This is a genomic window from Rhabdonatronobacter sediminivivens (assembly GCF_013415485.1).
Classification (GTDB): domain Bacteria; phylum Pseudomonadota; class Alphaproteobacteria; order Rhodobacterales; family Rhodobacteraceae; genus Rhabdonatronobacter; species Rhabdonatronobacter sediminivivens.
In genome coordinates, this window is record NZ_JACBXS010000031.1 from 1 (window position 1) to 18587 (window position 18587).

Sequence of the window (18587 nt, forward strand, 5' to 3'; positions counted from 1 at the left end):
CGGCTGGTGCTCTTTGCCGATGGCAGCATTGACGCCGAGGCGTCTGATCAGCGTCGCGCAGCCATGACCGATCCGGCGAAATCACGCGCAGCGCCAAAGACACCTACCGCACCCAAGCCGAAACTGAAACCCGTCCCCGAAGCGGCTGTTGCATCCGTTGGCGAAACCCTGCGCGAGGAGGGTCTGGCCGCCCCTGTCACCAGTGGTGGCACGACTTTCCTGCAGGCCAGGACCGCGAACGAGGTGATGAAGGCGCAGGAGCGGCGCATCCGGCTCCAGAAGCTGAAGGGCGAGCTGGTGGATCGCGCGCGCGCCGAAACCCTGATGTTCCGGCTGGCGCGCGAGGAGCGCGATGCCTGGGTGACCTGGCCTGCGCGGGTCGCGGCGCTGATGGCATCGGAACTGTCCGCGGCCTTGGGGGAGGGGATCACGGTGGAGGCGGCGCAGATGCAGAAAGTCCTGGAAGCCCATGTCCGCGCCCAGCTCGACAGCCTTGCCGATATTCGCAGCGGCCTTGGATGAAGAAGTTGCCGGGTTCGATGGCGCAAGGGACCTGCTGCGCGCCTGGTCGCGTGGCATCCGGCCAGACCCGGACCTGACCGTTTCGGAATGGGCGGACCGGCATCGCTGGCTGTCCTCGCGCGCTTCGGCCGAGCCGGGGCGGTATCGCACCGCGCGCACGCCCTATATGCGCGAGATCATGGATGCGCTGTCTCCGGTCAGCCCGGTGCAGCGGGTGGTGTTCATGAAGGCGGCTCAGGTCGGTGCGACAGAAGCCGGGAACTGCTTCATCGGCTTTGTCATGCATCACGCGCCAGGCCCGATGCTGGCGGTGCAGCCGACCGTGGAACTGGCCAAGCGCAACTCGCGCCAGCGGATCGACCCGCTGATCGACGAGAGCCCCGAACTGCGGGAGCGGATCAAGCCTGCGCGCTCGCGGGACGCGGGCAATACCATGCTGTCGAAGGAATTCGCGGGCGGCATCCTGATCATGACCGGGGCGAATTCCGCCGTGGGGCTGCGCTCCACCCCGGCACGCTATCTGTTTCTCGATGAGGTCGACGCTTATCCGGCCTCGGCGGATGAGGAAGGCGATCCGGTCAGCCTGGCCGAAGCCCGCTCGCTGACCTTTGCGCATCGGCGCAAGGCGCTGTTGATCTCCACGCCGACCATCCGGGGGCTGAGCCGGATCGAGCGGGAGTTCGAGGCCAGCGACCAGCGGCGCTATGTCGTGCCGTGCCCGCATTGCGGCCATGCGCAATGGCTGCGGTTCGAACGCCTGCGCTGGGACAAGGGGCAGCCCGAGAAGGCAGAATACCACTGCGAGGGCTGCGAGAAACCCATCGCGGAACACCACAAGACGGCGATGCTGGCCGAGGGCGAATGGCGTGCAACGGCACAATCCTCCGACCCGCACACAGTCGGCTATCACCTCTCGGCGCTTTACTCGCCCATCGGCTGGCTCAGCTGGGCGCGGATCGCACGCGCCTGGGAGGCGGCACAAGGCAATGACGAGGCCATGCGCGCGTTTCGCAATACGATCCTTGGCGAGACCTGGTTCGAAACCGGCGAAGCCCCGGACTGGCAGCGGCTGGCAGAGCGGCGGGAGACATGGACACCGGGCACGGTGCCCGCGGGCGGGCTCTTCCTGACCGCTGGGGCCGATGGGCAGAAAGACCGGATCGAGGTCGATGTCTGGGCCTGGGGCCGTGGGCTGGAAAGCTGGCTGGTCGATCACATTGTCATCGAGGGCGGCCCCGGCGATCCGACCTGCTGGCAGAAGCTGACCGATCTGCTGGGCCGGGTCTGGACGCACGAGAGCGGCCAGCACCTGACCATCGCGCGGCTAGCCATCGACACGGGCTATGAGACGAGCGCCGTTTATGCGTGGGCGCGGCAGGTCGGCTTTGCGCAGGTGGCCCCGGTCAAGGGCCTCGAGGGCTTCAACCGGTCCAGCCCGGTGACCGGCCCGACCTATGTTGATGCCACCATTGGCGGCAAGCGGCTGCGGCGCGGTGCGCGGCTCTGGTCGGTGGCCACATCGACCTTCAAGGCCGAGACCTATCGCTTCCTGCGCCAGGACCGGCCAACACCGGAAGAGATCACCGCCGGTGCCTCGTTCCCGCCGGGAACAGTGCATCTGCCGACATGGGCCGACAGCGAATGGCTGAAGCAGCTGACCGCCGAACAGCTGGTGACGGTGAAGAGCAGGCGGGCAAGCAGGCGACCGAATCCGCTCGGATCGAAGCGGGGCATGGCAAGTCTCCTCGGGCCTCGGAAGCCTCGGCATACCTCACTGGCGCACAGGAACAAAGTGCTAACTAGCACTGTTTTCTGACACCGCCTGGCGGCACCTGAGAGTTTCTACTGCCAGTATTTTAAGAGCGGCAGCCCCCATTATCTTGGTCTAGATCCTGAGAACATCCTGTCCGAGGTAGAGATTTGCATCAATCTCGGGCGCATTTTCCCGGTTCAGCAGGCGGCTTGTCGTTGCCTTGAGCGAGAGGGTCGCGATCTGCCGGCAACTGGGGAAGCTGGTGCGGGCGGCGCGCGCAATGTCCAGACCGAGGGGGCCGTCGCCGGTGCCGAGCAGGAGCGTGTCGGCCTTGAAACGGGCAAGCAGGGTGGCCGTGACGAAGGCGCAGGTGACATCCCCGTTGGCGCACCGGTGCCGGGGGGTGGTAACGATCGGCCGGGCGTGCCCGACCCAACCTACGCGTTCGGCATCGCGGCGCGTCGCATCGACCTGATCAGGGGCCACCGACACGACCGCATGCATTTCGACGCGGCGGAAATGCCTGCGCAGGAGCTGGCCAAGACGTACGAAGTCCAGCCGCCAGTCATAATCTCGCGCGGAGTAGACGAGGTTCTCGGCATCGAGGATGACGGCGACGCGTCGCGCGCGCGCCAGAGCGCCGAAATCTCCTGTCGCCGCAGGCAGGCAATCATGGGAGCGGCCGGGTGTGGCCGGGGCCTGGCGGCTCCGGTGCGGGTCTTGAATCTGGCAGGGCGTCGGCATGATGCGGCCGAGGGTTCTGTGCAGTATGGTCATCTTCGGTCTCCTGGTCTGAAACATGTGCGGTGGGGTGAGGCGTTCGCCTGAGGGCGCGCGTGCGGGCACGCCTCATCCGGGCGCAGCGGAAGAATCCGGGGGGTTTGTCGGTGGCGGGGATTGTGCGGGTGATGGCGCGGCGCGTCTGTTCGGGAATACAGCGGGCCACGGGCGCAGCTCTGGGGCAGCATGTTGGTGTGCCGCGGCCCCCTTTCGGGGGCGCGCTGCAGGTTCGGGGAGGTCGACCGCGGGGCGTTGGGAGGGGGAGGCTTGCGCGGGGCGCGCGGGGCGCGGGCTCAGGCCCAGCGGGCCTGCTTGTAGCGCAGCAGGCCGCTCATGGCTTCGCTGACCGCGTCGATGCGCTGGGTTGCCCCCATGCGCTGGGGCGGACCCATCGGCGTGCGCATCGAGCCCGAGACATCGACGACGAAGACCGTGGCCTCGCCGCGATGGCTGCCGGGCTTGCGCGGTCGCGCGGCGCCGCCGAAGATGCGGTTCAGATCGGCCGCTGTCTGTGCCTCGGCAAAGCGGCCGTTATGAGTGCGGGCGGCGATGCGCTCGAGTAGTGCGCGGTCGTAGCCGCCAGGCAGGCCGATGCCGATGGTGTTGATGTTGGTGCGCTGCGCGATCGCGCGGCTGACCATGCGGTCGATCGGCTGGTTCTCCGGGTTGGGATAGCCGTCCGAGAGCAGCCAGATGCGGCGCAGCAGTCCGGGATGCTGGTCGGCGAGCAGGTCGTTTGCCATGGACAGCCCGGCGGCAATATCGGTGATCGAGTCGCGCACCAGGCCGGGCAGCCCCTGCACCGCGTCGACCAAGCGCGGGTCGAAAGCGCCCATGAAGGGGGCTGCGAGCCTGGCCTCCTGGTCGAAGACCACGAGGGCGAGCCGGTCGGGGCAGTAGATCTTGCCGGAACGCGTCGTGGGGCGCGGCGGCGTGGCGACGGCCGGGCTGGCGGGAGCATCCGTCATGATCACCTGGTGGCGTGGCAGGACGGGCCTGGTCGGCGTGGGCGCGGCGGGTTGCGGTGCTGCGCTCAGGCTGCGGAGCAGGGCGGCGAGAAGGGTGCGGAACATAGCGGTGTCCTTTCTGTCGGAGGGGGTGCTGTGGTCGGGTGTGTCGTGCGGCTGGTCCGCCGCACCCGGAGCCGACACACGGTCGGCCCCGGGGCGGGCCTGCATCAGGCCAGGCGGGCGATGCAGGTCGGCTCGGCGCACTGCTTGCGCAGGTCGGGCGCGAAGAGGAAGCGCGCGCCGGTGTTGGGGTTGACGTAGATGGCGCCGAGCAGACCGCGGTTGGTCCGCTTCCAGCCGATCTGCTTGCCCTTGACCGGGAGGACACCGTCCTCGAGCAGGACGGTGGTGCGCGCGAACATGTCGCGTGCCATGTCGTCGGTGAACACGACGACGGCGTTTGCGCGCGGGGCGCTGCGGGTATCGCCGCCACCGCGGGCAACGGTGCCGTAGCGGCGCTGGGGATCGTGCGCGCGCCGCGTGTTCGGACCGGCGGGCGTGTCGCTGAAGAATGCCATGTGATCTCTCCTTTTGTTGAGCAGTGTGGGCGTCGAGGCGCCCCGCCGCTCGGGCGGGCCACTTCATTCCGGCGCACAGGTAAAACACCGGGGGTTTGCCTGGATGGCGCACCACGCAAGCGCGAAATGCCCCCCCGATGCCAACGCGGTTGGCAAAAGCGCGCCGGTCCGGCATGATCAAACAGGCGGTTCCAGGGCTTCGAGGAACTGCCGCCAGATCCGCGCGCTGATCCCGCCGCCGAAGGTTCCGGGCATGGGGCCCGCGTCATCGCGCCCGACCCAGACCACTGCGGTTGCCTGCCCGGAAAATCCCGCGAACCAGGCGTCGCGGTTTTTCTGGCTTGTTCCGGACTTGCCCGCGAACCCGTCCCAGGGTGCGGCGGCATGGAGCATCGTGTTCAGCGCCGCCACGGCATGAGGACTGGCGATCTGGTCTTGCGGCTGCCGGGCCCGCCGCAACACGACGTTGCCGTCAGGGGCAAGGACGCCCAGGATGCCTGTTGACATGATGCGTCGGCCGTCTGCGGCCAGACCGGCATAGGCGTTGGCCACATCGAGCACCCCGGTTGCTTCGGCGCCGAGGAGGAAGGCGGGGCGTGCGGGAGTCCCGGGCAGCCCGAAGCGCTCGAACAGATCAGCGACCTCCGAAATCCCGACCTGCTTGGCAAGACGCACTGTTGCGGCGTTGCGCGAGTGCTCGAGGGCCTCGGACAACGTCATCTTGCCCATGTACAGCCGGTCATGATTGCGCGGTTGCCATCCATCGAGAAGGATCGGCGCATCATCGATGAACTGCTCGGGGGACCATCCCTGCTCGAGCGCGGTGAGAAAGGTGAAGGGCTTGACCGTCGAGCCTGGCTGACGTCGTGCAAGGCTCGCGCGGTCAAACTGGCTGATGCGATAATCGCGCCCGCCGATGAGCGCGGTGACGCGGCCGTCCGGGGCGATCGCAGCGAGCGCCACCTCCTGATCCGCGTCCAGGTGCCCTTGTGCAATGGCGTCTGCGATCGCGCCACGCGCCGCCATCTGGTGGCGCAGGTCCAGCGCCAGGACCACTTGAAAGCGCCCCCTGAGCCCCTGCTTGTGCAGTGCACGCCCAACCCAGTCCTGGTAGTGGCGAATGTTGAACGACAGCGGAGGCAAGCCGCCAGGTTGCGGACCCTCGGCGAGTGCGGCCGTGGCTTCAGCACGGGTGATCATCTCTGCCGCAACCATCCGGTCGAGTGTCCGCCTGGCGTCAGCTTCGAGTGCAGCTTGGTCGCTTCGGCCACTTGGCTTGGGCAGTCGGCCGACAAGGGCAGCTCCCTCGAACAGGGTCAGCGCACGCGCGGGTTTCGAGAAGAACGCCCTGGCAGCAGCCTCGATACCCGTTGCGCTCCGCCCGAAGTATGCTCTGTCGAGGTAGAGGCGCAGGATTTCCTCTTTGTCGATGCTCGCTTCGATCCGCCTTGCCAGAACCAGTTCCCTGATCTTGCGATGGCGGGTCCTCTGGTTTCCGGTTAGGGACTTTGCCAGTTGCTGGGTGATTGTCGAACCGCCCTGAACCACCCTCGCGGCGGCAAGGTTGGCGCGCAGTGCGCGCAGGGTTCCGATCAGATCGATGCCTTGATGCGTGTCGAAGCGGCGATCCTCCGAGGCCAGCAGCGCGTTCCGCAGGTGCGCGGGTACATCCTGCGCGTCCACTGGCAGGAAACAGGCGCAGTGCTGCGGGAAGCTGCCGTCGTCCTGGATTTCCAGCGTAAGGGTGGGCTGTTCGAAAAACTGCTGCACCTCTGCGGAACGCGGAAGATCGGAGCGCCAGCCATGGGCGGCCAGGATGAGCTGCGGCCCCGCAGTGCCAAGAGTGATCGCGGCGAGCATACCGAGCGCGAGCAGGCGCCACGGGTGGCGGCATGCCTTCCGGAGGCGCTGCCAGATCGTCCGGATATCTCCGGGTCGGTTGCGCGTCTTCGAACGATGCCCGCGCTGGTCGGGGCTGCGTGATGTGGCGTTGTGCCGGGTTCGGGGACACGGGGACTTGGGTGGCGATGGCGGCCGGTTCCGGGAGGTGTTCGCCTTCGGGGGCGCCTTGCCGAGTCCGGCCTTGTGCCGGTGGGTGGTGGTGCGATGGGTCATTTCGGGTACCTCGGCTCTGGGGAGGACAGGGTGTTGAACATCGCCACTAGCATCATGCCGGCACTCAGACCTGCGAGACGCGGTTCCGGTATCGCTGCAAGCAGCTCGGCGATCGCCCGGTCGACGATGGCGATGAAGCCGGCAGAGCCTTCGAGCGCGATGATCGCGGCGAGGCCGGTGAGGGCGAGAAGGAAAATGATGTAGCTGACGCGGGGGAACCTGGTCAGTGCCAGCATGCTGATGCCGCCGAGCATGCCCCCGACGAGAAAATCGGTCACAAGCGGTGTCATGGCGCTCCTCCTTCTTTCATGGGTTGAGTTTGATGGTCTTGGCGCTGTCGTTCGGGACTATCGGCGTGATCTGCCGCCACCGGCCCTGGACAGTCCCTGCACGAGGCTGACGGCGGCCTTGGCCAGCAAGGCGCCTGTCAGGAAGCCCTGTGTGGCAAGCTCAGTCAGCCGGTTCGCAGCTGCTTCGAAGAGCACCGTGGGGCCCCCGGGGTCGCCGAGAATGAACCACAGAAGGCACCCGGCCAGGCCGGTGGCGACGAGGGTGGCGACGCTGCGGTTGCGCAGCAGGACGCCGAGGGCGAGGCCTGAGACGGCCCCTGCAAGGACCTGGCCGTGGTCGAAAGCGAAGGCGATTTCGGGTGTATCCATGTCAGCGACCTCCGTTGCGGTGGAAGAGGAGAAGAACGAGGCGCAGCGCCTTCATGGGGCCGCGCCAGATGATGAAGAGGATGATCGCGACGATGCTGGCCGCGATCAGTGTTCCGGCTGTCTGCTCACCGGCGACAAGGGTCAGCAGACCCTGCGCAACGCCGAGCAGCAGCAGCCCGCTCGCGGCGGGAAGCGCCCAAGCCGGGATTTCGGGCACGATGCCCTGTGCGACTGCGATGTGCGCGCCCAGCAGGACGAGAGCGCCGAGCAGTGCGAGCCGGGCGCCCGCCGCCATGGCGAGACCACCGGCGAGAAACGCCCCGGCGAGCATCGGATCGAACGATGCACCGATCTCGGCGAGTGCCGGCGCGATGCCGGCGCGCCAGGCGTCACCAAGCCCCGCGCTGTCCAGCCCGAGGATGTCCTCGAGGCTGAACGGAAGCTGGTCTTCCAGTGTCTGCAGCATGGGCAGGACCCTCCTTTTGATTGAATGGATCGGATAGTTTCCAAGGCGCGCTGCGGCACGGTTGCGTGTCGCTCTGCTCGCTTCACTCCGGCGCGCAGGAAAAAACCCGGGGGTTTGCCGCCAAAACCTGTCGAAACCCGGTCATAGCGACCGGGCGACCGGGCCGACACGCAGGCGCTGAGTTCGCCGCGACACGTGTTCGGCGCGGCAGGCGATCAGCCCTGAGCGCAGGTTAACCGTACGGGGGCCTGCGGAACGCCATCGCGCAGGGTGCGTGCGACGAACTGGTAGTTGGGAAGGCGCAGCAGCTGGTCCGGCGCGACTTCGGGGCCTAACCAGTGCGCGATGTCGCTGGCGTCCTGCGGGCCCAGTCGAAATCCCAGCAGCGTGCCGCAGTTGGCCAGAATGGCATGGGCGAGGTCTGGGCCGCGTCCGTCGATCTGGGCAACAGACTGGTTGGCGAGAACCAGGCTGAGCCCGAACTTGCGGATCTCGGCCATCGCATCGGCCAGGAGCCCATGGGCCCCGTAGGACGGGAACTCGTCGAGATAGACGCGCACCAGCCGCCGCTCCCGGCTCTCGCGCGTGCGGGCCATGGCAGCGGCGATCAGCCGGACGGTGATGATGCCTCCGAGAATACTTGCGTCGGGTCCACCGACCAGCCCTTTGGCGAGATTGACGAAGACACTGCGCCCCTCGGACAGTGCCGCGGACAGATCGAGGCTCGTTCGGGCAGTACACAGGATCGGGCGGATCAGTGCATTGCCCGACAGCTGGGCCAGCTTGCTGGTGATGTAGGGTGCGATGGTGTTGAGTGAGGCGTCGCCCCCGGCCTTCAGGGCGATGTTGTGCCAGAAGCTGCGTATCTGCGGATCCTGGCACTGCTCGAGCAGCGTGCGCCGAAACGCGGTATCGCCGAACACGCGCTCCATGTCGGCCAGACTGGCCGCGCTGCCATTGCCCTCCATCAGCAACAACAGCGCCGCGCGGAAGTAGCTCTCGAACATGGGGCCGAAGGCTTCCTTGTTCGCGCCATAGACAGTCTTGAACAAGGCGATCAACTGATTGGCGATGAAGTTGCGCTGAATGGACGGGTGTGGCCCGCGGACATCGAGGATATTGAGGGTGAAGGGATGCTCGAAGTCCGCCACGTCGGCGATGATCGCCCTGTAGCGCTGCTCCGGCGACATGTCCGCGAGGACCTCAGAATGCAGATCTCCGTGGGGATCGCAGACGACCACAGGTACACCGGCGACCATGTCCTGGCGGATCATGGATCTGAGCAGGCTGCTTTTGCCGGTGCCGGTAGCGCCGATGACGTAACAGTGCTGGCGCAGGTCGTCCGCAGCGATCATCTGTTTGCGCCCCGCCGCATCGCTGCCGAGCAAGAGGCCGGGGCCGCGTGGGGGTCGACGGTACCGGGTCGCGGCGACGCGCCGGACCGCCTCAAGGGTGCGGTAATCGGGCACTATCGCAGGAGCGGGCGTTTCGGGCGGCAGGGCCGTCGAGAGATCGATGTGCGCCGGGGAAATGGCGGCACTGCCTCGGCTGGTGCTGTAGAGCATGGTTGCTGCAATCCGCGCCACGCCCGGATCCGCGTCCCTGTGAAACCGCAGCCGGATCTCGACATTGCGCAGCAGCCCCACGCCTGCGAGCCAGCGCCGCACCCGGGCAAAGCACCAGGCGAGTTGCTCGGGCGCCTGCGCAGCACCGGTGTGAAGCACGGCCTGCAGGCGCGCCGCGGCCTCGCGCAGGGCGCGCAGAGTGGCGGCGGGGATCGGACCGGCCGACAGCTCGAGCACGAGATCAAGATCGTGACCGGTCTCCGTCAGGGCAACGAGGCAGGGGTCAAGGCCCGGCATGATGGTGTCGTGCCGGGCGATCAGAAGGGCGCGCGCCGCCGACTGCAAAGCGCAATGCGGCGCTGGCCGTGTGCCATCGGTTGTCCGCGCCGAGTCCAGGACATCGACACAGGGTGGCGGCAGACGCAAGGTCTCGCCGACCAGCACAGGCAGTTCCGGAGCAACCGGAGCGAAGCCGGGCAGTGCAACACCGGCGAGAGCCTGAAGCTCACGCAGCGGCACGCGCGATGGGGCCCCATCGAAACCAGGTGTCCAGCTTGTGATGACGTTCAGCGCCAGCTCCAGCGGATGCGCACGCCGAAGCAGGTAGGTGAGTTCGAGGCGGCGGGTGAACGCCGACCCTGCTGCGGGAAGGTCCCACAGCAGGGCACTGCGGGCCGGCAGGATCGCTGCGGGGGCTGCACCGACGGGTCTCAGGCGCAACGCAGTACAGCGCGTTTCGACCGACGGTGCGGCAAAGGGATATTCCGGGCCATGTGGGTCGGGATGGTCCGGAACATCTTCGGCGCACGGCGTATCACGGGTCGATGCGGCATGGTGTTGATAGTCCATGGTTAACCTCGCAGGGTTCGGGAAGGGGATGGTCAGGAAATCGCGCTGTCGCTTCGGTCGATCGCGCGTTTCAGCGCGTCCGTCACTGCGCGCGCGTGAGCAGCAGAAAAATCGAGATGCGGCGCTCGGCGGGCGAATTCGGCGATCTCGGCAACTGCCGGACAATCGCACACGGCTCGGCTCGGTGCGTATGCGCACTTGTGCTGCTTCAGCATGGCAAGGCTCCTGTCTTGTGGGTGGTGTTGCGAAGTCTGGGCGCGCGTGCGGGCACGCCTCATCCGGGCGCAGCGGAAGAATCCGGGGGGTTTGTCGGTGGCGGGGATTGTGCGGGTGATGGCGCGGCGCGTCTGTTCGGGAATACAGCGGGCCACGGGCGCAGCTCTGGGGCAGCATGTTGGTGTGCCGCGGCCCCCTTTCGGGGGCGCGCTGCAGGTTCGGGGAGGTCGACCGCGGGGCGTTGGGAGGGGGAGGCTTGCGCGGGGCGCGCGGGGCGCGGGCTCAGGCCCAGCGGGCCTGCTTGTAGCGCAGCAGGCCGCTCATGGCTTCGCTGACCGCGTCGATGCGCTGGGTTGCCCCCATGCGCTGGGGCGGACCCATCGGCGTGCGCATCGAGCCCGAGACATCGACGACGAAGACCGTGGCCTCGCCGCGATGGCTGCCGGGCTTGCGCGGTCGCGCGGCGCCGCCGAAGATGCGGTTCAGATCGGCCGCTGTCTGTGCCTCGGCAAAGCGGCCGTTATGAGTGCGGGCGGCGATGCGCTCGAGTAGTGCGCGGTCGTAGCCGCCAGGCAGGCCGATGCCGATGGTGTTGATGTTGGTGCGCTGCGCGATCGCGCGGCTGACCATGCGGTCGATCGGCTGGTTCTCCGGGTTGGGATAGCCGTCCGAGAGCAGCCAGATGCGGCGCAGCAGTCCGGGATGCTGGTCGGCGAGCAGGTCGTTTGCCATGGACAGCCCGGCGGCAATATCGGTGATCGAGTCGCGCACCAGGCCGGGCAGCCCCTGCACCGCGTCGACCAAGCGCGGGTCGAAAGCGCCCATGAAGGGGGCTGCGAGCCTGGCCTCCTGGTCGAAGACCACGAGGGCGAGCCGGTCGGGGCAGTAGATCTTGCCGGAACGCGTCGTGGGGCGCGGCGGCGTGGCGACGGCCGGGCTGGCGGGAGCATCCGTCATGATCACCTGGTGGCGTGGCAGGACGGGCCTGGTCGGCGTGGGCGCGGCGGGTTGCGGTGCTGCGCTCAGGCTGCGGAGCAGGGCGGCGAGAAGGGTGCGGAACATAGCGGTGTCCTTTCTGTCGGAGGGGGTGCTGTGGTCGGGTGTGTCGTGCGGCTGGTCCGCCGCACCCGGAGCCGACACACGGTCGGCCCCGGGGCGGGCCTGCATCAGGCCAGGCGGGCGATGCAGGTCGGCTCGGCGCACTGCTTGCGCAGGTCGGGCGCGAAGAGGAAGCGCGCGCCGGTGTTGGGGTTGACGTAGATGGCGCCGAGCAGACCGCGGTTGGTCCGCTTCCAGCCGATCTGCTTGCCCTTGACCGGGAGGACACCGTCCTCGAGCAGGACGGTGGTGCGCGCGAACATGTCGCGTGCCATGTCGTCGGTGAACACGACGACGGCGTTTGCGCGCGGGGCGCTGCGGGTATCGCCGCCACCGCGGGCAACGGTGCCGTAGCGGCGCTGGGGATCGTGCGCGCGCCGCGTGTTCGGACCGGCGGGCGTGTCGCTGAAGAATGCCATGTGATCTCTCCTTTTGTTGAGCAGTGTGGGCGTCGAGGCGCCCCGCCGCTCGGGCGGGCCACTTCATTCCGGCGCACAGGTAAAACACCGGGGGTTTGCCTGGATGGCGCACCACGCAAGCGCGAAATGCCCCCCCGATGCCAACGCGGTTGGCAAAAGCGCGCCAGTCCGGCATGATCAAACAGGCGGCTTGCGACAGCGCGCCGCGCGTTCGGGGAAGGAGGATATCTCGTGGCCAGTTTGCTACTCGTGACCTGTGGCGACAGCGATCTTCAGATCGTCCTTCCGGGAGACGCCGAAACATCCCGGCTGATCCGGATGGGCTCCGACACCCAGCGGGCGATCCATGAGCGCCTGCTGTCGGGTGATCTGAGGTATGAGATGCGGCCCGACGCCGCTGACCTGCCCCGTCTCGGCGGATCGAAGCTCTGGGACAAGGAGGGCAGTCTTGCTGTTGGAGACGCCCCCGAAACCGCTGTTCCTCATGAGCTTTGCGACGCAACGTTGCCGCTTGTCCCGGTGAAACTGGCAGGGCTCGATCGGCTCTTCCAGCCTGGGACGGAGGGGAAGACGCCCCCGCCGGACACCATCGTGGTTTTCAATACAAAACGTAGCCACCGCGCCGACGAACCGATCGCGACCGGCCGAATTCTAGCGGCATGGTTGGCTGATCTGTTCGAATTGCGGCTGGTGGAAGGACCCGGGGAGGTCGGTTGCGGGACGGTCTGTGCCGTTGATTACATCGACGACACCGTCCCGGCAGACGGCAAGCGCGGCAGGGCGGTCAATCCGGCGGCGGTGCAACGGATCGATGATGTTCTGGCCCGAATTTCGAGTGAGGCTGCATCAAATGTCGTCTTCGCCCTGAGCGGCGGCATACCCGTCTACCGTGATCAGATCCGGGCCTGTGCCCGCTTCCGCTTCGCGTCAGCGCGGTTTTTCGATTGCGTACGCATCGATGATCCCGAGCACGGTCTTCTGACATCGCATGCGCCCACATTCTTGCCATCGGACTCGTTTCACGCTCGCGGTGAGGTGCGTCGGCTCGTGCAGAAAGGCGATTTTCATGGGGCAAGCGTTCTGGCCGGACAGTTCATCAAGCAGCCGGACGAAAAACGGTGGGCCGTCGCGACAAGGAAGATCTTCAGATTCCTCGACGGGCAACTGCGCAGCAAAGCGACGGTGCCGGGCCTGACGGGAGGTGTCGACAACGCGCAGACTCCGCGGTGTCTGCTCGCTGCCTTCCGGGCGGAGGCCGCATTGCGCTCCGAGCGGTTTCTGGAAGCCGTTCTTTGGACATCAACTTTTCCAGATGCGGCCTACATCGACCTTCTCGAGCGGCTGGAGTTCGTCGAAAGCGTCGACGAAGTACAACGACGGATCTTTCCAAAGCCCGGCAAGGGGTTTCCAGCTGGACTCGTGGGAGGCAAGGGAAGCGGATTGCCGATCGAAAGGAATGGCCGAAACTATCTCTATCGGAACAGTTACCCAGAGCGGGAGGTTTTTTACAGATTTTTTCCCGAGGACGCTGAAAGGGGGCTGCGCGGTTATCACGAAGCGATGGGAGCCGAGGCATCAGGCAGCCCCTCCGGCGCACAACAGACAGACGGGCCGGGGATTCGGCTGCGGCAGATCCGTAACGTCATCTCGCACGGTGCATTGCCCGCCGAGGCCGCAAGCTGGGTCGTGAAATCATTCAGAGGCGCTGGTTTGTGGAGCGACGAGAGTCCGTTTCTGCTGGAGAATCTTCATGTGCATGATCTGATCGGCAGTCTCACAGGGTGCGATCCCGCCGAAATCTACGAGGACCTCGTCGCCGGAATTTGCGCACAGCTCGACAATCACCGCTATGAGAAGGAGCAGCCCTGACAGGCTTCTACCGGTAATGTTCGCCGTGCGGTACGACTACCGGTCAATCTCCCAGTTTCGGTTCTTGATCGTAGAGATCCGGGTTCGGGTGGTATAGAGCAGATCGGCTACCTCCTTGTCCGACCTCCGCCCCCTGAGGGCGAGCATCACGACTGCCTTTTCCATATCCTTCGCGATCTCGGGTAGCCCGTAATCCTTGGAGCAGTTGAGGTTCATGATCCGTCGAATGCATTCGGAGAGAACGTCCTCGGCCTGTGCGACCACCAGCTTGTTCTCGAATACTGACTGATCAGGATGTCGTTCTTTGCTGTGGTCCGCCGTTGATAGCAGTGCCGCTTCGAGGCCGTGCAATCCGAGCGGCAGATACTCGGTCAGAGGGTATTGTAACCGTTCCTTCATTTTGCCCTGCAAGATACCATGTCTCGCCGCTAGAGCCTCGGCGAGGTCGACGAAATCATCGCGTCGAGATGCGGGGGGAAGATCAACGTCACGCACAGCGCCGCGCAGGCTTGCACGGGCCGTGCCAATCTTGTGAATGGCATTTGGTCTGTCGGTCCTGAAGGTTGCCACGATGGCAATGTCGCTGCGTTCCGAGATCAGGGTCAACGCATCGGCCTGCTCTTCTGACCACGTGTCAAGCCAGCGCACCAGAAGACAGCCTCCTTGCGCGATTTCGATTCCCTCGGATGGTTCAAGCAACTCGGAAACCGCACCGCCATACCATTTGGCAAACTGCCGGGCTGCATGCCACTTGCCGCTGCCGATTGGCCCTGTCACCAGTAGCCGCGGCGGTCCGTTGCGTTTGCTGGCAACTGCTGCATTGTGAATCGCCGCAAAGGCTTCCTGTGCAATGGCATCCCCGACAACAGTACCAGGCAGCAGTGTTTGCTTCGCCTTTTCGGAGAGTTGCGCACGCTTCACCGGACCACGCGGTCGCGATCTCGGACGATACCCTATGGCCCAGGGAGGCTGGATTTCTTCCACGCCAACCTCTTCGCTATTTTTCGGTGGCCTCCACATCTGAAACATGCGTGGACCGTTGATCGTTAAGCAATCCGCGGCCAGGAGGAGACATGCCTGCATGGCCGGCGTGCCGCTGGTGGTGTTGAACACCACTTCTTTTGTTTCCCTCTTGTGGTGCGCTTTCTCAATCGTGTTCCATGTCGTCGCGTAAAGGCTGTTCAGATCCGTCGGGCCTTTGGGAAGGTCGATCCTGACCGGTGTGAAATCCATCGCGTCCCACCCGAGGTCATCAATGTTCTTCTCAATTCTGTGGACAAGTTTCTCCCATTTCTGCTCCCTGGGATCATCCTCCCAGAATAGAAGAAGTTTCGTATGCTCAGGACGGATCGTTCGCTCTTTATTGAACAGATGATACAGAAGACGATAAAGCGGGCTTTGATCGTCATCGAGCTGGGGCCATTTCAGGTCCATGCCTCCAAGAAAAGATACGATAAGCCTTTTGCAGTGCGGCATGCTGAATCCCCATCAAGAGAAAAGGTATTGCGAAACCCTGTCCTGATCTCCGTCAGACGCAAAGAGCGCGGAGGGGAATTCAAGGGTGATTTCTCCTTTTCGCGCGGCAGGAAGCGTCCCGATGGTTTCGCCGCGAAACTGCAGTGCGCACTTTGCAAGAACCAGCTGCATTTCCCGGTTGTCAGGCATGGCACGCAAGGCTTCCACAACCTTGCGATCTTCTTCGCGCAATTGCGTCTCCGCCAGGCATCCGGGGTCATCGAGCGCTTTGACAATCCAGTTCGGTGCTTCCGATGTGCGCAACAAGCGCAGAAGCTCCATGCAGCCGCACCAGTCGGCGAACGCCTTGTGGGTTCCGTGCTCATCGGCCCGATGCAGATGGGCAAAGGTATGTCTGACCACCTCGGCAAGCGTGTCGGCATCATTGGGATGCACGAGAAAGCAGTCATGGATCGATCCGAACTGGGACACCTGCCGCCGCCCTGCAGCCCGCATCGTGCTCGCAAGATGTGTCGCATCGAATGCGTGGATGAGGTTGGGCATCAAGGCCCTGCGCTGCGCACTGGCGGCGCCTTTGTCCACCTCCTCGGAAAGGCACTTGGCATCGACGCGCACCTCTCTGCGCGTTTCGCCCCCCCCTGCTTCGGCCTTATCTTCCGGCAGCAGAATATGCGCGTCCAGATGCGGGCCCTCTAGCCTGAACTGGTTCTGGCAGACAGGAAAGTCGAGAGGTGTCAGCCAGAGCAATGGCATCCGGTTAAGTCGACTTGCACTCGTCTCGAGGAACTTCTTGAATTCGTCGACACTCGGGTGCTTCTGTGAAAGTGCAGCCCGGAGGTGCGCCACGATGACTTTTGCCAGGGGCAGGCCGAGACGAAAAGGCAACAAGTCTCGCGGATCCCACAACCTGTACCACTGGCGCAGCTGGATGCGCTTCTTATCTCGCGCGCGATCATCGAGTTCGCGATCGTAAAGCCGATTGTGCTGCTCCCTGAGCCAGCGGTGGAACACGCGGCGGACCTCTTTCAAGAGGTCCCTATGGATCGGCGGTTGCTCCGTCTTCGGATCAAGCGCAGCGGGCAGGTTGTCAATGGTGGCATTCTGCAGCGATGGGAGCAGTTGCTCGAGCACATGTGCAATCTGTGCCGTTTCGCCCGCGCCGTATGGGATAGTCATGATCACCTTCTTCGCCGTAGATCGGTCGACGAGATCGTCAAGAAGTCCGGAGCTCGACAGCCATTCCTCGACCTGCCTGCCAACCGGGTCTTTGGGCGAAACTGCAGTTTCTCCGCTGCGGATCCGCATGCGCGTTGCTTCGGCAAGTTCCATGTAGATGTCGCGCGGCAGCCCGCTTCCATCCTCGAGGACATTGACGGCACACGCCAGCTCTTCGTCTCCAGTCAGCGCCGAGATGTGCTGCAACCCGTTACACGTGCCATCGATCTGGACGGGCAGGTGAACCGGTGCCTGCGGTTCCTCCATCGCCTGCCGGTAAGTGAGACAGAAGGCCAGAAACTGGATTTCGCTGCCCCCGGCAACATCTCTCCAGAAGTCCTCCTCACACGGATCGGCAGCGCTGGCCCAGATCTGCGCCTCGTTCTGTTCCACCCATCGCTCCCGCTCTTCGAGTGTCAACGACGTTCGGCCGATGATGTTGAGGTCTGAAAGCACACGGCTCTTGCTGACGAGATTGGCACCGTGCCGCCGGAGCGCCTTCCAGCCAAGACCATCGAGGGGGCGGCCCTTGGCAAATTCCAGCAGCGCCCGCTGCACATCTCCGCCCTGTGGTGTCAACCAGGGAGTCGCCGCATAGATGCGGCCACGATAATCAGCAAACCACGGAAGGTAGAACACTGGCTGGCTGCCGTCGTCATTCCTGACGGCGAGCTCGCCGATGGCCGCCTGCATCAGCGGATGATCGAGAAACTCCGCCGGTCGCTGGTATGTGCGTCGCGGAGTTGTGCGGGACGGGAGATACAGGGCCTCGCGAACCCAGCGTGCAGTCCGATCCATCCGGCTGCCGGTCCGGGCGCGCTGCACCAGGCTCTCCACCGCCTGCAGCAAGGGAAGGTTGAGCCGCCAGCCGACAGCCATCTGGGCGTTCACCGCCCTGATATAGTTCTTGAATTGCGGGCTTGCGTGTCTGGCAGCTTCGTCGTGAAAGTTACGCAGGAATCGGTTTCGACGTCGATAGCTGATCAGATCGATCGTGAAATTACCTTCAGCCGACTTTCCACCATCTTCTGGATCTGTCGGATACGCAACCGGCTTCCTGAGCGGCTGCGGTGGTACGCTGAAAGGCAACTCGATGGCAACGCGCTGGAACCGTTTGGCGATTCCCTCGTCAGTCACGATTACATGATAAACGCCCTCCGACTTGACCACGTCCACCCAGTCCTCGATGGAGCTCAGGCAGCAATCGAGCAGCACGCCACTCAGCAATCGTCGCTCTGCGCGCGCCAGATCCGGATTGTCCCTTTCCAAAAGGTCGGGAAAACTGCGCTCCAGCAGCTCTGATATGGTGCGCACGACGAACGCCCTGCTTACCGATAGTGCCTCATCGAGATCGGGAAGCGGTGTCTGCGCGCTGCCTTCACCGTCCTCTTCGTCTTCGTCCTCATCTTCCCACCCTTCAGGGCCTGACTCGAACCCGACCTCCGTACGCTTCAGGTGTTCTGCGGCAAAAGCACCGCACAAGCCGTAGAGCGCCAGGCAGAACAGTGCTCGCGTTGTCCGCTTCTCGACCGGATCGACGGGATCGTGTGTAGCATCGTCCTCATCGATCAGGGAATCCGCGTCATCGATCTGCTTGATGTCGCGGCCAGTGCCGTCCTGGTGCGCTCGCTGCGTCTCTGCTTCTTCGAGGATTCGCTGCGCCTCCAGCAGTCGGCGCCAGAGATCGGCACGCGCGGACTTGTTGGTTTTGCCAATGCTCAGAGTGGCGAGCTCGCCTGAGAATCGCGCCAGTGCCTGCTGGAACCGGGGCGACATCGCCTCCTCGGCATCACCCGTCCCGGTCGCGTCAGTGCCCCCGGTGTCGCCCTCCTGATCCAACCCCGACACAAGTGCCTTGATCAGGACCTGCTGCATGGTGCGCTGCATTCGCCCCGGGCGGGCATCCATGGCCGACATCCGCCCGTATTGAAGATCCTCGGGAATGAATAACCGAAAGCTCATTGCAAAAACTCCCCACACCTTGATCAAAAAATCCGCCATGTCATCATGGAGGCAACATAAAGCCGCATGCAAGCATGGTGTTCTTTCTTCCGACA

Annotated in this window: 16 protein-coding genes; 3 read left to right on the plus strand and 13 right to left on the minus strand. The window is 64.9% G+C overall.

The features are described 5' to 3' along the window. A partial coding sequence (locus HUK65_RS13640) for a hypothetical protein (protein ID WP_179906828.1) occupies positions 1–522 on the plus strand: 522 nt, incomplete at its 5' end. After that, the gene (locus HUK65_RS13645; protein WP_179906829.1) at positions 470–2338 is read left to right on the plus strand and encodes a phage terminase large subunit family protein; all 1869 of its coding nucleotides are present in this window, start codon (positions 470–472) and stop codon (positions 2336–2338) included. The genes HUK65_RS13640 and HUK65_RS13645, both read left to right, overlap by 53 nt. Positions 2339–2407: 69 nt before the next feature. Here the strand turns inward: HUK65_RS13645 and HUK65_RS13650 are convergent, their stop codons facing one another. The 11 genes from HUK65_RS13650 to HUK65_RS13700 all read right to left on the minus strand — a co-directional run bounded on the left by HUK65_RS13650 (position 2408) and on the right by HUK65_RS13700 (position 11970). Continuing rightward, positions 2408–3052: a PIN domain-containing protein gene (locus HUK65_RS13650; RefSeq protein ID WP_179906830.1), complete on the minus strand. Its 645-nt coding sequence runs from the start codon at positions 3050–3052 to the stop codon at positions 2408–2410. A gap of 296 nt (positions 3053–3348) precedes the next feature. Continuing rightward, the gene (locus tag HUK65_RS13655) at positions 3349–4128 is read right to left on the minus strand and encodes a VWA domain-containing protein (RefSeq protein WP_179906831.1); all 780 of its coding nucleotides are present in this window, start codon (positions 4126–4128) and stop codon (positions 3349–3351) included. A 104-nt stretch (positions 4129–4232) separates the two neighbouring features. Beyond that, entirely contained in the window at positions 4233–4583 is a 351-nt protein-coding gene (locus tag HUK65_RS13660) for a hypothetical protein (protein WP_179906832.1), read from the minus strand. Between the two features lie 177 nt (positions 4584–4760). Then, entirely contained in the window at positions 4761–6698 is a 1938-nt protein-coding gene (locus HUK65_RS13665; RefSeq protein WP_179906833.1) for a transglycosylase domain-containing protein, read from the minus strand. After that, the gene (locus tag HUK65_RS13670; RefSeq protein WP_179906834.1) at positions 6695–6988 is read right to left on the minus strand and encodes a hypothetical protein; all 294 of its coding nucleotides are present in this window, start codon (positions 6986–6988) and stop codon (positions 6695–6697) included. Before HUK65_RS13670 ends, HUK65_RS13665 begins: the two co-directional genes overlap by 4 nt. A 57-nt stretch (positions 6989–7045) precedes the next feature. Beyond that, positions 7046–7357 (minus strand): hypothetical protein, encoded by a 312-nt coding sequence (locus HUK65_RS13675; protein WP_179906835.1) that lies wholly within the window; start codon positions 7355–7357, stop codon positions 7046–7048. Position 7358: 1 nt separating this feature from the next. Then, positions 7359–7823 carry a hypothetical protein gene (locus HUK65_RS13680; RefSeq protein WP_179906836.1) on the minus strand — a complete coding sequence of 155 codons (465 nt, stop codon included), beginning with the start codon at positions 7821–7823 and terminating at the stop codon, positions 7359–7361. A gap of 215 nt (positions 7824–8038) precedes the next feature. Continuing rightward, complete coding sequence (locus HUK65_RS13685) at positions 8039–10237, minus strand: helicase HerA-like domain-containing protein (RefSeq protein WP_179906837.1); 2199 nt, start codon at positions 10235–10237, stop codon at positions 8039–8041. A gap of 32 nt (positions 10238–10269) precedes the next feature. Continuing rightward, positions 10270–10452 carry a hypothetical protein gene (locus HUK65_RS13690; RefSeq protein ID WP_179906838.1) on the minus strand — a complete coding sequence of 61 codons (183 nt, stop codon included), beginning with the start codon at positions 10450–10452 and terminating at the stop codon, positions 10270–10272. A gap of 283 nt (positions 10453–10735) precedes the next feature. After that, positions 10736–11515 carry a VWA domain-containing protein gene (locus HUK65_RS13695; RefSeq protein ID WP_179906831.1) on the minus strand — a complete coding sequence of 260 codons (780 nt, stop codon included), beginning with the start codon at positions 11513–11515 and terminating at the stop codon, positions 10736–10738. Positions 11516–11619: 104 nt separating this feature from the next. Further along, the gene (locus tag HUK65_RS13700) at positions 11620–11970 is read right to left on the minus strand and encodes a hypothetical protein (protein ID WP_179906832.1); all 351 of its coding nucleotides are present in this window, start codon (positions 11968–11970) and stop codon (positions 11620–11622) included. A gap of 231 nt (positions 11971–12201) precedes the next feature. On the opposite strand from HUK65_RS13700, the gene HUK65_RS13705 reads away from it, so the two are divergent. Further along, on the plus strand, positions 12202–13839 hold the full coding sequence (locus tag HUK65_RS13705; protein WP_179906839.1) for a hypothetical protein: 1638 nt from the start codon (positions 12202–12204) through the stop codon (positions 13837–13839). Positions 13840–13875: 36 nt separating this feature from the next. On the opposite strand, the gene HUK65_RS13710 is transcribed toward HUK65_RS13705, so the two are convergent. Together HUK65_RS13710 and HUK65_RS13715 are read right to left on the minus strand one after the other, a co-directional pair. After that, the gene (locus HUK65_RS13710) at positions 13876–15273 is read right to left on the minus strand and encodes a hypothetical protein (protein WP_179906840.1); all 1398 of its coding nucleotides are present in this window, start codon (positions 15271–15273) and stop codon (positions 13876–13878) included. A 54-nt stretch (positions 15274–15327) separates the two neighbouring features. Continuing rightward, entirely contained in the window at positions 15328–18531 is a 3204-nt protein-coding gene (locus tag HUK65_RS13715) for a DNA-directed RNA polymerase (protein WP_179906841.1), read from the minus strand. Positions 18532–18587: the final 56 nt, after the last annotated feature.